Origin of the sequence: Paenibacillus oralis (genome assembly GCF_003863965.1) — a bacterium.
Taxonomy (GTDB): Bacteria; Bacillota; Bacilli; order Paenibacillales; family Paenibacillaceae; genus Fontibacillus; species Fontibacillus oralis.
Genome location: NZ_RRCN01000001.1, coordinates 5687147 through 5702185 on the forward strand (window position 1 = coordinate 5687147; position 15039 = coordinate 5702185).

12 protein-coding genes are annotated in these 15039 nt (G+C 53.9%); all 12 read right to left on the reverse strand.

Translation table 11 applies throughout. From position 1 onward, the window contains the following. Nucleotides 1–93 precede the first annotated feature (93 nt). The 12 genes from EHV15_RS25425 to EHV15_RS25485 all read right to left on the reverse strand — a co-directional run bounded on the left by EHV15_RS25425 (nucleotide 94) and on the right by EHV15_RS25485 (nucleotide 14778). On the reverse strand, nucleotides 94–591 hold the full coding sequence (locus EHV15_RS25425) for a DUF4358 domain-containing protein (protein WP_128633689.1): 498 nt from the start codon (nucleotides 589–591) through the stop codon (nucleotides 94–96). Then, nucleotides 588–1703, reverse strand: a complete 1116-nt coding sequence (locus EHV15_RS25430) for a DHHW family protein (protein ID WP_128633690.1) — start codon at nucleotides 1701–1703, stop codon at nucleotides 588–590. Before EHV15_RS25430 ends, EHV15_RS25425 begins: the two co-directional genes overlap by 4 nt. 45 nt (nucleotides 1704–1748) lie before the next feature. After that, complete coding sequence (locus EHV15_RS25435; protein WP_128633691.1) at nucleotides 1749–3155, reverse strand: MBOAT family O-acyltransferase; 1407 nt, start codon at nucleotides 3153–3155, stop codon at nucleotides 1749–1751. Further along, nucleotides 3155–3835: a GDSL-type esterase/lipase family protein gene (locus EHV15_RS25440; protein ID WP_128633692.1), complete on the reverse strand. Its 681-nt coding sequence runs from the start codon at nucleotides 3833–3835 to the stop codon at nucleotides 3155–3157. Before EHV15_RS25440 ends, EHV15_RS25435 begins: the two co-directional genes overlap by 1 nt. Nucleotides 3836–3959: 124 nt before the next feature. Beyond that, nucleotides 3960–5789, reverse strand: a complete 1830-nt coding sequence (locus tag EHV15_RS25445) for a sensor histidine kinase (protein ID WP_128633693.1) — start codon at nucleotides 5787–5789, stop codon at nucleotides 3960–3962. Beyond that, nucleotides 5783–6463: a response regulator transcription factor gene (locus EHV15_RS25450; RefSeq protein WP_128633694.1), complete on the reverse strand. Its 681-nt coding sequence runs from the start codon at nucleotides 6461–6463 to the stop codon at nucleotides 5783–5785. The genes EHV15_RS25445 and EHV15_RS25450 overlap by 7 nt, the downstream gene beginning before the upstream one ends. Nucleotides 6464–6704: 241 nt before the next feature. Continuing rightward, nucleotides 6705–6902 (reverse strand): hypothetical protein, encoded by a 198-nt coding sequence (locus EHV15_RS25455; protein ID WP_128633695.1) that lies wholly within the window; start codon nucleotides 6900–6902, stop codon nucleotides 6705–6707. A gap of 411 nt (nucleotides 6903–7313) precedes the next feature. Further along, nucleotides 7314–9608, reverse strand: a complete 2295-nt coding sequence (locus EHV15_RS25465; protein ID WP_128633696.1) for a type IA DNA topoisomerase — start codon at nucleotides 9606–9608, stop codon at nucleotides 7314–7316. Nucleotides 9609–10056: 448 nt separating this feature from the next. Beyond that, entirely contained in the window at nucleotides 10057–11544 is a 1488-nt protein-coding gene (locus EHV15_RS25470) for a glutamate synthase subunit beta (protein ID WP_128633697.1), read from the reverse strand. A 184-nt stretch (nucleotides 11545–11728) separates the two neighbouring features. Continuing rightward, on the reverse strand, nucleotides 11729–12220 hold the full coding sequence (locus EHV15_RS25475) for a dihydrofolate reductase (protein ID WP_128633698.1): 492 nt from the start codon (nucleotides 12218–12220) through the stop codon (nucleotides 11729–11731). Nucleotides 12221–12239: 19 nt separating this feature from the next. Beyond that, nucleotides 12240–13034 (reverse strand): thymidylate synthase, encoded by a 795-nt coding sequence (thyA, locus tag EHV15_RS25480; RefSeq protein ID WP_128633699.1) that lies wholly within the window; start codon nucleotides 13032–13034, stop codon nucleotides 12240–12242. Nucleotides 13035–13149: 115 nt separating this feature from the next. Further along, complete coding sequence (locus EHV15_RS25485; RefSeq protein ID WP_128633700.1) at nucleotides 13150–14778, reverse strand: alkaline phosphatase family protein; 1629 nt, start codon at nucleotides 14776–14778, stop codon at nucleotides 13150–13152. Between the last annotated feature and the right edge of the window lie 261 nt (nucleotides 14779–15039).

The following is a 15039-nucleotide window of genomic DNA, read 5'->3' on the forward strand; positions in this document are numbered from 1 at the left end:
TTTTTCCTATAGTCACGGATATCCCCAAATAAGGCCCTTTTATACCGTTACTTCTGGCAGTGCAAGGAATCACTCTCCTTTGCCTTGTTGTCCTCAGGTGTCAGTCACCGCGTCGAAAGCCCACTCCATTTGCTCACCCCCGGCCGAGACAGCAAAAAGGATAAACCGGCCATTCGTCTTCAGCACATGCTTTTCGAGCAGGTAATATTGCTCCGGACGATAGTCCTTGAATTTGGCGGATTGCGCGGCAATTCTCTCCTCGATTTTCGCCGTGACGCGGTCCGCCTGAGCTTCATCCTTAAGCCGGATGACCAGCAATTCGTCCGCTCTCACATTCGATGACGCCGTGTAGAGCACAAAATCCGCGATGTCTTCGCTGGAGATATGATACAGCTTTTGCAGCTTCTCGGCATCTCCTTGCTTCATCTTCTCCAAGTTCGCCGCTTGGCGGATTCGCTCGCCCACATTGGCCGCCGTCAGGTTCCCTGCTCCTCCTTCCCTGCCGGCACATCCCGCCACAATGCCCATCAAGACGATGAGCGCCAGCAAAACGGCCACATACGGTCTTTTTCTTTGCCCTAATCTATTCATTCAATCATCTCCGATAAGTTCTTGATGGATGGATCCGAAAAAAACGTATTGATACTATAAAGCACCAGCATCTCATGAATTTCTTGGCCCCGGATCAACGCAAGCAAATCGCCGTCATAAAACCGCAGGTCCACCACATAAATCTCGCTAAAATGCCCTGTCAAAAAAGGAATTAGGCTATTGGCGTACGAGTCTTTGACGATCAGCAGCTTCTTCCCCGCCGGATGAGCCGACGTTATTTTCACCAGCGCATGATTGCCGTTCATAAAGACGGCGTACTTGTCCTTTTTGCTCAAGTTCTCCAGCGCATATAAGGAATCCGCGGTCTGCTGCTCGCCGGTATATTCTACGGTATAGTGTTCTTGATCTTTCGGCAGCCAAAGCTCGATTTGATCCGGCGGTATATGCCGGAAGCCGCTCTTCGAATACAGCGAACCGTAAAATTCATCGGCGACATGCCGGATATCGAAGCCATCCGCCGCTTGAGGGGCCATTCCCATTTGCTTGCACAACTCGCGGTAAGCGTAATAAGCGCCCAAGGTCGTCCAATGATGATCTGTCTTGTAAAAAAGATACTCATGGCGTTTGGCGTACAGTGCCGGATAAACGTCGACAAAGCGCATGAAGCGGCCGAGCGATTTCCGCATTTTGTCCAAAAAGGCAAGTTCGTTGCCGGCCGGAGCGAATGCCGGAAGCTTGTCTTGGTTCAGCGTTAAAGAAGTAGGCGCAAGCAAGACGTAGGTTTGCAGATCTGGCGCCGCAGCGGCAAACGAACGGAGCGCCTCCGCGTTCTCCTCCACCTCCCCTTCCGCCGGTGGATTGAATTGCTGAATCAGGTAGCCGTCCTTCCCCCAATAGACCTCATTGCTTTCTTTGCGTCCCATCGCCCGGGCCGTATCGGATTTCACGCCAACCCAGAAATCCCGAAAAGGAAATTGGTCGGACACGTATTTCTCGTAATTGGCCATAAACTTCCCCGACGCCAGATGGTGCAGCAAAAGATCGGGCCGCGGTTCCAGCATCCGGTTTTCCGCTGCGGAGAACTCACGGTCCGGCGTGAGAAAGTTCAGGACCGGCAACGCACATATAAATGCCAGCAGCAGAACAGCCATGGCTTGTTTATACCATTTCAGGTTTCTCCGCCTCCCTTCCCGACGCTAAAAACGAAAATATAAAAACGGATTATAGGTTTCATTGACCAAATACGCCGTTGATAAAAACAGCAGCAGCAGGTACGTCCCCAAAGCTGCGGCGGCCCCCGCTCGCGCTCGTCTTTTCCTGAAACGCAGCAGTAGAAGGCGCGGAAACGGCGTTGCGCATAACGTGAGCACGAGCAGCCAGACGGAATAGGCGGACAGAGCGTAAAGCGCCTGACGATCGGCAAAACCGTGCGCGCCGTATCCGAACATCGTCCCGATGAAATGGGCGGCGGTCCCCAGGTTTTCGTATTCGAAAAACACCCAGCCGATGATAACGGCCGCCAGCGTATAGACATGCCCGGCAAAACGCGGGAGCCGGCGCAGCCCTTTTAGCAAAAACAGCTTTTCGAACGTAACCAGACAGCCGAAATAAAGACCCCATACGATGAAATTCCAGCTCGCTCCATGCCATAACCCGGTTAAAAACCACACCGTAAGCAGGTTGCGCAGCTGCTTCGAGAGGCCCTTCCGATTGCCGCCGAGCGGAATATAGACATACTCGCGGAACCAGGAGCCCAAGGAAATATGCCATCTGCGCCAAAATTCCGTAATGCTCCGGGATATATACGGATAATTGAAATTTTTCATAAACTCAAACCCGAACATTTTCCCGAGACCGCGAGCCATATCGGAATACCCGCTGAAGTCGAAGTAAATTTGCAGGGCAAATGCCGTAATCCCGAGCCAGGCGGAAAGCACGCTCAGTTCTCCCGGCGGCGCCGTTTTGACATTCGTCCACAGCAGGCCGATATTGTTGGCCAGCAGCACTTTTTTGGCGAGACCGCGGATAAACAACTCCGCTCCTGCGCCAAACCGGCCAAGCGTCATGCGGCGAGAAATGAGCTGCCGGGCGATATCGCCGTACTTGACGATCGGGCCGGCCACTAGCTGCGGGAACATCGCCACGTAAGCGCCGAAAGCGATCGGATTTCGCTGCACAGGAACTTTGCCGCGGTAGACGTCGATGACGTAAGACATCGTTTGGAACGTATAGAAGGAGATGCCCACCGGCAGCGGAAGATCGGCCGTCTGCAGGCGGATATGCAATAATTGGTTCAGGTTGTCCACGGCAAAACCGGCGTATTTGAAGAAGCACAACAGCCCTAAATTGCCGGCAATGGAGCCGATAAATATCGCCCGGGCGAGCGCTGTACGCCCCCGGTACTTCTCGATCAGCAAGCCATTGGCATAGTCGAACACGGTCGAAAAGATCATGATAAAGATATATAACGGTTCGCCCCAGGCGTAAAACACTAGGCTTGCCGCGAGCAGGACAGCGTTTCGCAACCGTTTGGGCGACAAATAATAGATAAGCATCGCAGCCGGCAGAAAATAAAACAGGAAAATCAGGCTGCTAAATACCATTACTCCACTCGGTCCTTCAAAACGTCCAGCATCAGCCTATAGAACTCCGGCTTAAAGTGAATGCCGTCCGTATCGTACAGCTCCGGATGGTCCGTGAGGACCGGCGTCAGATCGGCAAAAATGATTTGCTCCTTAGCGGCCAGTTCCTCTAGCCCTTCGTTATAGTCGCCGATGTTTTGGTAGCGAGGTTCCTTTGCTAGCGCCTCGTCCGTAACCGGGGTTACCGACAGCACTGTGATATCGGCGTGCGGGAGCTTTTTCTTGATCGCTTCAATCAAGGCGGCGTAATTTTTAAGCGAATATTCCTGCGGGTTGTCAGTCGGCCATAAGATATCATCCGAACCCAGTTGGATAAACACATGCTCCGGGTTCCTCCGGGCCAACTCGCCGATATCCTCCATCGCGAATTCCGCCGTTTTTCCCGCCCCGGCCAGCACGTTTTCTTCCTCCAGCACATCATGGTACGATAAGCCTTCCGTAATGGAATCCCCCAGAAATACGCTGTTTTGAAACAGCGAAGCGGACGTTGCTTGCGTTGCACCCGCGGCAATCCCCCCTTGCGTTTGTCCGGCCGGAGCCGGGCCGGCGGAAACCGGTTCCCATCCTCCTTCTTGTTGCTCGCACGCCGCAAGCGATAAGGCGGCAATCCCGGTCAGCAGTATGCCCAGCATCTTTCTCATTTTCGTTCACTTTCCCCTCTGCAGTTCTTTTGTGACTTCCACACGTAGATAGGATAGTTGAGAGAAATGCAGATCAAGTGCAGACCCAATCAATATAAGTTAAAAAAAGCGCAGAACCGAAGTTCTACGCTTGTTTACGCAAGTAAAAGTAAAAAACGACTCCATCCGCTGTATTCGTCACCCCAAAGGGCAAACCGTGCAGCTCCAGGATTTTTTTGGCGATCGCCAGGCCCAGCCCGGTTCCGCCGCTCGCCGGATTCCGGGAAGGCTCTCCGCGGTAGAAGCGGTCCCACACTTTTTCCAGTTGCTCGTCCGGAATATGGGCCACGCGGTTTTCGACGCTAACCTTTACGATATCATCCTCCACGTCAGCCGTGATGAGGATGGATTCCCCTTCCGGCGTATAACGAATCGCATTGGTCAGGAAATTGACCAAAACCTGTTCAATGCGGTGCCGGTTCGCCACGACTTCGGCCTGCGCCAACCGGGTTGACAGCTGCAGCCGCTTGGCCGCCAGCTCCGGGGCCAGCTTGCCGCAAACCCGCTCAATAGCCTGGCTGATTTCAAACGGTTCCTGCTGCATTTTGTACGTGCCCGACTCGTATTTCGCCAGCTCCAGCATATCCGCGGTTAACACGATCATGTGGTTTACCTCTTCTTCCATCGCCGCAAAATAATAATCCCGTTTGTGGCTGGCCACCCCGTCTTTCAGCGCGGCCAAGCAGCTTTGGATCACGCTCAGCGGAGTTTTCAACTCATGCGACACCCCGGCGATAAACTCCTTCCGCGTGCGCTCCAATTGCTTCTCCTTTTCGATGTCCCGCTCCAGCTGCAGGATATGGGAATTGAGCCGCTCGGACAGTTCGTTGATGCTGCCGGACAGTTGTCCCACTTCATCCTTGCTGCTCACCGGCAATTTCTCCGAGAAGTCCAGGCGGGCAATTTTTTGCGTGGTCCGGTTGATGCGCAGCAAAGGCCGGGCAATCCGGGTGGAAAAATACAATGAGGCCAGCACTGCGAGCAGCAATGCGGCGATCACTATATAAACATAATAATTCCGCATTACCGCTGCGGCTTCGCTGACAGGCTGGAGTGACGTCATGGCGAAGATGTAAGACGGTTTACCCTCCCGATCTTGGATACGTTCCACGAACAACTTATAATTCACGTCGTTTTCCGCAAAATCCATCACCTCGCCCTCCCCATTAAGAGCGAAGTCTCCGTACATCAGGTTCGCCTGAAAAGCTTTGACCCGCTCCAGAAACAAACGGTTCGTATAGCGGGAGACGCCGCCTCCTTCAGGGAGCGTAAGTTTCGTGATGGTCCCCTGGACCAGCGCCGAAGGATACTTTTCATGATATTGCACCGGACTCTCGAAACGAGGGACAACCTCGTATTCCTTGTTGATTAGAAGAGTATTTTCCAAGCGATTTTCCTCTCTTAAATTGGAAATGCCCCTAGCCGCCCGCAGCGGAATCAAACGCCCCTTCATCATCAGGCCCTCGATTGCGATCGACTGGCCTTCCTGGACCCAAGTTCCGCCGAAAGCATACAGCGGATTGTCGGCACTAAAATCCTCTACATTAGCCACGGTGTAAAGCGGAATCGTCAGCGTTTGGCCGGAGAGTCCGGGAACGCCTTCCCCCTGTTCCAGCCGCACCTCCAGCTCAAAATCGGCGGAGTACAGCAAATTGCCCATTTCGTCCAACGCCGCGATCCAGGTGTTATGCATCCGGTAAAATTCCTGCTCCAGTTCGGCCACGGCTTTCGGTTCACCGTCCGTTTTCATGTAATCCTGCTCGAATATTTGAACGTCCGCCTTAACGTCCGACACTTTTTGATGCACATAAAATTGTTTGAAAAACACGGTTTGCACGGCAAAAATTATCGCCACCATAAACAAGCAGAGCGCCGTCGTCAGCAAAAATAGCTTGAGGACGATCCCCTTTAACATGGCTGTTCCTCAAACTTGTACCCGGCGCGGATGACGGTCACGATGCATTGGGCTTTTTCGCCCAATTTCGCCCGCAAATTGCGCATATGGCTGTTGATCGTGCGTTCGTCGCCGGGAAAATCGTATCCCCATATTTTCGCCATCAGCTGCTCCCGGGTCACGATCATCCCTTTGTTTTTCATGAGATACGCCAAAATTTCGAATTCCGTGTATGTGAGGCTGCGGCTCGTCCCATCGATCGTCACGGAGCGGGACGGAATGTGCACGGTGATCCCGGCGCCCGACATTAGGTTCCTCTCTTGTCCGGGAATGCTGCGGGGTTCCAGGAAACGTTTGGCCCGCGCCAGCAACACAGGCGGGCTGCACGGCTTGACGACATAATCGTCCGCGCCCAGCTCGAAGCCGAGCAAGGTATCGTCCTCGTCCGAACGGGCCGTCAGCATGATGATCGGAACATCCGACACCTTGCGGACCCGCTGGCACACCGACCAGCCGTCCAATTCCGGCAGCATGATATCGAGAATGATCAAATCCACTTTATGCTCCCCGAACAACGCCAGCGCCTGTTTCCCGTCGCCGGCCTCCAGCACGCCGTATCCTTCGTTAAGGAAATAATCTTTAACAATCTCCCGCAAGAGCAGCTTATCTTCAACAAGCAGAATCGTTTTTGACATGGTTCTACCTCTCCTGTACATTCAATACTCTCCATGCATACACTAACCGTTTTTGCCGGAAACATCAACCGGGGCGGTGGGCCGCCTCGCCTGCTTCATTCCGTTCACCTGCAAAATAAAGTTTTCACTTTTGATTAGAGGACAGGGGAGGCAGGTTGGTTGGTCGACAGATCAACATCCGCTGTCCGGACGCTTTGCACGATTATCCCGTTTAATCAGCAGGTGCTTGCTGCAAACGGATTCAGGCTGCACCGAGCGCACACAGCCGAAAGGCTTGAGCGAACGACTGCACCTCCGATGTACGGACATCCACATGCTCGTTGAGGAACGAGGTTAGATCGTGACGGTTTTCCCTTTTTTCGCTTCCCCGTTTATGCGGCACCAAGCGGATCTTGATCTGCTCCGGCTCGCCCGACTCCGTTACGGTATGGACTTCCATGTCCGCTCGCCCCTGAATCAAGAATTTAAGCACATATGTTCCCTGATCAAACCATAAATCTCACCTGAACCGCCTCATTTTTTCCGCATCTCTTTTCCTAAATCTCTTTTTTCTTTATCCCTTACACTAGCCCCAAACCCCTGCCCCCCTGAACGAGAGGGATAATCGTGCAAAGGAAGCAGACAGGGACACCAAGACACGGACGCTATAGACAGCCACCTTAGTCCAAAGTCATAATTTATTTTGTCAAGCACTAATCTCGTAGCCTAAACCGTATTTATAAAGAGGACTGCTAGTTACTGGAAGCATAAATGTAACATCAGGCAAACTGCCGTTTGGTTTTCTAGGTGCATAAAATAAGCCCCTCAGTTCTTTTAAACTGAAGGGCATTATTCGTCGCGTTTTTTCTCTTCATGTACCGGATGAGGCCGCCGTACTATCGGCCTGCTCCAGCGCGAGCTTTCCGGTATTGCGGTCGGCGAGAGCGATCCTCGCCTTTACCTCTCCGCCCGCTTGTTTGAACGTTAACAGCTGGGTCTGGCCTTTGGTCAGGAGCGCGCTTAGCATGGAAGCGGAAATCTTCTTCCCGCTGAACTCCTTCCAAATAACGAAGCCGCAGCCCTGCTTGTAATGCGTGCAGCCGTAGCCTTTGCGGCCTTCGATGATCTGGCCGCCGCAGCCTTCGCGCGGGCATGGGGCGAGCGGCTGCAGACCCGGACCGGCCGCCTGCTTGGCCGCGGAGCCTGGCGCAGCCGCCGTTTTCGCCGGATCGCCCGCCGCCTTGGCGGAGCGGGTTGCCGCGCCGGATTTTGCGGCTTTACCGCGCCCGCGCCCCGCAGTTTTACCCTCGTCTTCCGAGCCGAACAAGGCGGCGTCCGCTTTTTGCTGCGTCCGCACCTTATCGATGATCGACACCGTAAACCGCCGCACATTGTCCATGAACTTGTCCGGAGTGGCTTCCCCGCGGGAAATTTGGTACAGCCGTCTCTCCCATTGGCCGGTCATTTCCGGAGAAGTCAACAGCTCGACGCCGGCGCGGCGGATCAGTTCCACCGCCGTCCGGCCTTTTTGCGTAACGGTGATTTTTTTGCCCTGCATCGTGATGTAGCCGACTTTTTTGAGCCGCTCAATCGTCGCCGCCCTGGTGGCCGGCGTGCCGAGCCCGGCATCCTTCATCACTTCGCGCAGCTCCTCGTTCTCAAGCTGCTTGCCCGCGCTTTCCATCGCTTTGAGCAGCGTCCCCTCGGTATAGTGCTTCGGCGGCTGGGTCGCCTTCTCCTTAACCTGTGCTTCCGCGCAGTGAGCCGGCTTGTTCCGGTCGATTTGAAACGGCTCGCTGACCAGTTCCTCGGCCTCTTCCTCTTCGTCCTTTTTCTTGCCGCGCCCGCTCGGCTTGGAGGCCTCGTCGCCGGGAAGACACACTTTCCACCCCAGGGAAAGCAGCTCCTTTACGTTCGTTTTGAACGTCTCTTCCTCCACCTCGGTCAACACGGTATGCTGCTTGTACTCGGCCGGCGGATAAAAATGCGCCAGAAACCGGCGGACAACGAGGTCGTACACATTTTGCTCCTCTTTGCTTAAATTGCCCGGCCGTCTTAACGTGGGCAAAATCGCATGGTGATCTTCCACGCGGGCCGGGTTGCAGACGGATTTGTTGCCCACATGCACCAGCTTCGGATTGCCGCCCTCGGCCAATGTTTGATACGGCGTCGATTTGAGCATATGCAAAACTTTGTGCATGCCGTCGATATTTTGTTCCGTCACATAGTTGGAGCTTGTCCGCGGATAAGAAATGACTTTATGCCGCTCGTACAGCCCCTGCGCCAGATCGAGCGTTTTTTTGGCGGAATAGCCGTATTTGGCGTTGGCTTCCCGCTGCAGCAGCGTCAGATCGTACAGCTTATACGGATATTCTTTCGTTTCTTTGACTTCGTATTCGGCGACGCGGCCCGTTTTCCCCCGCACCTTGTCCGCGATCTTCGCCGCTTTCTCCGCGTCGGTGAGGCGGTCTCCTTGCCATGTTCCCGTGTATTTACGGGTTTCCTGCTCAAATTCCGCTTTGATTTCGTAATACGTCAGCGAATCGAAATTTTCGATCTCTTTCTGCCGGTCATAGATGAGCGCCAGCACCGGGGTCTGTACCCGGCCGACGGACAACAGCTCGCGATGCTTTGTTGTGAACGCCCGCGTAGCGTTCATGCCGATTAGCCAATCGGCCTCGCTGCGCGCCCTGGCGGCGAGCGTCAAGTTTTCGAACTCCGCAGCCTCATGCAGCTCCGCGAAACCCTTGGCGATGCTCTCGCTGGTCAAATCGGAGATCCACAGCCGTTTGACCGGCTGGGACAAGCGCAGCTGCTGCTGGATCAAAGCGAAAATATACTGCCCCTCGCGCGCGGCGTCGCACGCGTTAACGATCTGGCCGCAGCGTTTGGCCAGTTCGCCGATCGTCTTCAATTGATCTTTGGTTCTCGGGTTCGGCACGATTTTAAACCGTTCCGGCATGATCGGCAAATCGCCGAAATTCCATCGTTTATACTTGTCGTCATAGGCATCAGGTTCGGCAAGTTCGAGCAGATGGCCGATCGCCCACGTGATGATGTACCGTTCCCCTTCCAGATAGGATCGATTATTTTTCGCTTTCGGTTCGATGACGGCGGCGATCGTCCGCCCCATATCCGGTTTTTCGGCAATCACGAGCGTTTTCATGCTTGAACGTCCCTCTTTCTCTGTCTTTCCGTCTCTTTTTCTACAGGTGTCCCCTACTTTGACTTTCGCCCATTCAACCATAAATCATAAGCGAAGCTTGTGGTGGGATGATCACCTCCGCATCGGGAGTTAACGGCATTTTATGACGTTATTTTACTGTTTTGGCCACATCCGCAGGAAATAGAGGAATTTAATGTCCTTATTTCTTCGGCCGCATCTTTAAAAGCCGTTATTTCCCAATTGGCTTCAAAAATAACGCCATAAAATTCCCTTAAGCCGTTTAAAAAAGCAACTTCTCCACTGATAGCGACACTTTTTACCGTTATTTCAGCGCGCACCACACAAGAAAACGGGCAGCACCTAAAAAAGAGCCGCGCTTCGCGCAGCTCTTGTAAGCTTTTACTATTATATCACAACTATTGCTCGTAATAGAATCTAGATTTTCCAGTTACACCAAAACAGTCGAGCCCATCAAATATTTATCGACCTCGCGGGCGGCGGCACGGCCTTCGTTGATGGCCCAGACGACCAGGCTTTGTCCGCGGCGCATGTCGCCGGCGGCAAACACCTTATCGACGTTCGTCTTAAATTGGCCGTATTTCGCCTTTACGTTCGTGCGGCGGTCTTTTTCCAGGCCAAGCTCACCTATGATTGTCGATTCCGGTCCATCGAACCCGATGGCAATCAGCGCCAGTTGCGCCGGGAATACCCGCTCCGTACCCGGAATCGGCTCATAGATTTTGCGGCCGGTTTCGTCAACGGTTCGGCGGATTTGCACCGTGTGCAGTTCCTTCAAGTTGCCGCTCTCATCGCCGACAAACCGCGTCGTCATGATCGAAAACTCGCGCGGGTCGCTGCCGTACAGCGCCTTGGCTTCCTCCTGCGCATAGTCTAGCGTGTATACGTTCGGGAACTGCGGCCAAGGGTTGTTGATCGGATCGCGTTCCAGCGGCGCCTTGGCATGCGTGCCGAACTGCGTGATGCTGCGGCAGCCGTGGCGCAGTGCCGTGGCGACGCAGTCGGAGCCCGTGTCGCCGCCGCCGATCACGATAACGTCCTTGTCTTTGGCGGACAGATACTGTCCATCCTGCAGGCCCGAATCCAGATAGCTCTTGATCGTGCCGTTCAGGAAAGGCATCGCGTAATGAACACCGTTCAAATCGCTGCCTTCGATGTTGAATTCGCGCGGTTTCGTAGCGCCGCCGCACAGCACGACCGCATCGTATTCGTCAACAAGCTGCTGCGCTTTAATGTCTTTGCCGATCTCCGTATTGGTGACGAATTTCACGCCTTCCGCGGCGAGCAGATCAACGCGGCGCTGCACGACCGCCTTGTCGAGCTTCATACTCGGAATGCCGTACATCAGCAGACCGCCGATGCGGTCCGAACGCTCGTACACAGTCACTTCATGGCCCGCTTTGTTGAGCTGCGCGGCGCAGGCCAATCCGGCCGGCCCGGAGCCGACGACGGCGACTCTACGGCCTGTCCGTTTCTCCGGAGGTTCGGGAACGACCCAGCCTTCCTCAAAACCTTTGTCGATGATCGCCTGCTCGATCGTTTTGATCGTCACGGGCTGACCGATCAGCCCGACGGTGCAGGAACCTTCGCAAGGCGCGGGGCAAATACGTCCCGTAAATTCCGGAAAATTGTTCGTTTTGTGCAAACGATCCAGCGCGTCCTTCCACAAACCGCGATAAACGAGGTTATTCCATTCCGGGATCAAATTATGCACCGGGCAACCCGAAGTGCCGCCGGCCATGTCGATGCCCGTATGGCAATAAGGCGTGCCGCAGTCCATACAGCGGGCGCCTTGCGTCTGCAGTTCTTCCTCTGACATATGTTTATGGAATTCTTCCCAGTCCCGGACCCGTTCGGACGGGCTGCGATCCCCCGGAAGCTCGCGTTTGAACTCCATGAATCCTGTTGGTGTAGACATCTATACGTTCCCCCATCCGTGTTCTTATCTAATGATGCTATGACTTGAAAAAGTCCGCTATTCACAGCCTGAAACTGATCAATGCGGACTTTTTAACTCTCCGTGTCAGTGTATCTTGATGTTAGCACCCGGGGGAAACGATATTAATGGATTAATCATATGATAATTTGCATTATTCTTCACATCACTTGCGGCGTTCGTAAGTCAAAAAACGGTAATCATAAGGATTCTTGTCATCACGAATCCCCTGCTGTTCATGCACTAAATCAAAATCCTCCCAATTCAGCGAAGGAAAAAGCACATCCCCTTCAATGTCCTCGTTGATGCGGGTCACGAACAGCTTATCGGCGATAGGAAAAAAGAGGCGAAATACGCCTGCGCCGCCGATCACCATAAGCTCTTCGCCTTCCTTTTCATAACCCAGCGCTTCTTCGACGGTATGCACGACATCCGCTCCCTCGGCCCGATAAGACATGTCCTGCGTCAACACCACGCTATGGCGGCCCGGCAGCGGTTTGCTCCCCATCGATTCCCATGTTTTTCGGCCCATGACCATCGTTTTGCCCATCGTCTGCGCTTTGAAAAATTTCAGGTCGGCCGGCAATCGCCAGGGCAGCTGATTGTTGCGGCCGATCACTCCATTTTGGGCCATCGCCCAAATCAACGTTATGCTCATACGCGTCCTGCCTCCTAATCTATATGGCCACCGGAGCTTTGATCGCCGGATGATGCTGGTAGCCGACAAATTCGAAATCTTCGTAAACGTAGTCGAAAATCGAATCCGGCTTGCGTTTGATCACCAGCTTCGGCAGCGGAAAAGGCTCGCGCTCCAGTTGGGTTTTGACTTGCTCCACATGGTTGCTGTAAATGTGAACATCCCCGCCGGACCAGATGAACTCGCCTACCTCCAGATCGCATTGCTGGGCGATCATATGCGTCAGCAGCGAATAGCTGGCAATATTAAAAGGCAATCCGAGGAACGTATCCACGGAGCGCATGGTCAGCATGCAGGACAGCTTTCCGTTCGCCACATAAAACTGGAACACAAAATGGCATGGAGGAAGCTTCATCCGGTCGACCTCCGCCACATTCCAGGCGCTCACCAAATGGCGGCGCGAATCCGGGTTTTTCTTGATCGCCTCGACCACGGCGGCTATTTGGTCGATCTTCCGCCCGTCCGGCGCTTCCCAGGAGCGCCATTGCGAGCCGTAAACCGGGCCGAGATCGCCGTTCTCGTCGGCCCACTCATCCCAGATCCTCACGCCGTTCTCTTTAAGATATGCAATGTTCGTATCGCCTTTCAAAAACCATAGCAGCTCATGGACAACCGATTTCAAATGGATGCGTTTCGTCGTCACGAGCGGAAAACCATCGCTTAAATCAAACCGCAGCTGCCGTCCGAAAACGGAGACGGTCCCTACCCCGGTCCGGTCCTCCTTTGGCGTGCCGTTCTTCAATACATCTTCCAATAAGTCCAAATATTTTCGCATCTATAACACACCCCGTAACTTTGATTGATCTTTCCTATTATAGCAGACTTCGCCGCTTAAGAAAGCCATTACGTTTACGAGGGGGACGGCAGGTTTTAAGGCTTGATGGCTTTCCCTATCGCTGGCGGCCGCGTCCTCCTTGACCCGACAGTTCCAGCAAAAAGGGCTTCAAATCAATGATCCGCAAATGCTCCGGCCGCTTATCCGTTCCGCAAATGATCAACGGCACCAGCGAGGTCGCTTGATCAAACCCGCCGTGCGCTCCTCCTCCGGGATGCGTCGGCGAACCGGCTTCCGTCAGCTCATAACCCGGTTTTGCGGTGACGACCAGAAAACGGCCCTGATGCGAGTTCAGAGCGCCTCGCAGCCGCCTTAACGCATCGGGATATTTTCCATAGGTAAGCCTGGATTTCCCGGAGCCTGAGTCCACCCGTTTCAGATCGAGGATATCCTCGTCGCCTTTCACGGTCCACGTTTGTCCGTAAGGATCGGTCAGCTCTCCTCCCTGCCGGAACTCCAGCGTTTTTGCCGAACCGCCCTGATAAACAACCGTCCGGCCGTTCTCTTCCCAGGCTACCGCATCGATCCGCTTGTCCGACCTTATAACATCGGCGATCCCCTTTAAAGTCGCCCCCGGCTTTAAACTGTACACATAGGCCATCATGTCGTTGACGCCTAAAACAACCTCGGTTGACCCCGATACGGTTCCGCCCGTAGGCAGCACTTCAAATCGGCTTAGCAGCTTGGGCAGATCTATCGCCGGATCTTGTTCCTTCGGCACTACCTGGCTCATCCCGTTGTCTCCGGCCACGATAACGACCGCCTCCTTGAGCGCTTGCTCGATGCTCCCGAAAGCCTCCAGCATAGATCGCAGCTCGCGATCCGTATCCCTGATCCCGCTTAGGTCCGCCGGTCCGTGTTTATGCACCTTTCTATCAAGCTCCGGCAAATAAACGAGCAAAAAGTCAGGCAACTGCTTCGTCCGGATCAAATACTTGACGGTTTCGACCGCGTAACGGTCGTTAAAGCCCATCAGGTTTGCCGGTCCGTCGGGTAAAGAGAGCTGTCCTGCCAGCGGGTTCGACAAAGCTCCAAATGTCAGGAAATCCGGTCCCTTAACCGTTATTTCCTTGGGCAAGGAGGTTAGCCCCGATACGGGAGCAGGCAGCGTCAGACGGTGCTCCGACAGTCCCCGGTAAATCAGGCCGTTTACCGAACCGGTGGTCACGCCTCGCCGCTGTAAATCTTCGTAAATCGTCGGCAGCGAGGGGTTCAAATGCCGCCCGTTCATCTCAATCAAGGTGTTGATCAACACCGGCCGCGTCCCTCGAAGCAGCACTTCCAGCGGTCCGGAGCCGTAGCCGATCGCTTTTTCGCCGCCTTGCGGGTACCAGGTTAATCCGGGCAAACGATGCTCGTCGGGGTAGGCTCCGGTGAGCAAGGTGCTGTCTATAGTCACAGACATCGTCGGAAAAGAACTGACCATATCTTTGAAATACTGCCCATGTTTAATTAAATATCGAAAGGTCGGAAGCTCATTTTGCCGGATCCCGCGGTCAATCGCCTGTGCCATTAGGGAATCGACCATAAAGAAAATGATTTTTTTCGGAGCAGCTTGCCGCTCTCCGGCGGTTTGGATGCGGAGCAAATCTTGCTCTTTCGGGCCCTCCTGCCTTTGGCAGCTTATCGTTAACAAGCAAACGCCAATGACAAACAGCAAACGTTTCAGGTTTGTGCGCAGCATGATGTACACCAGCCTTCCCTGTTTAGGTTTAGTATGTCACCTCCATCCGTGTTGATTCCAAATCGGCCTCAATCTGGCTGATGTAAGCACCATATCGTTCAATAGCAGTAGTTCAGGAACACCAGTTCGCAAAAAGAGGTTGACATTCTTCATCTGGAAGGTTATAGTAAATACACCAAATCGAATTAGGTTTCGCGAGTGAAGCACCTCGCAAGACAGGCAATTGCTGCCTTTCTTGGAGGTGCTTTTTTGCGTGTCTGG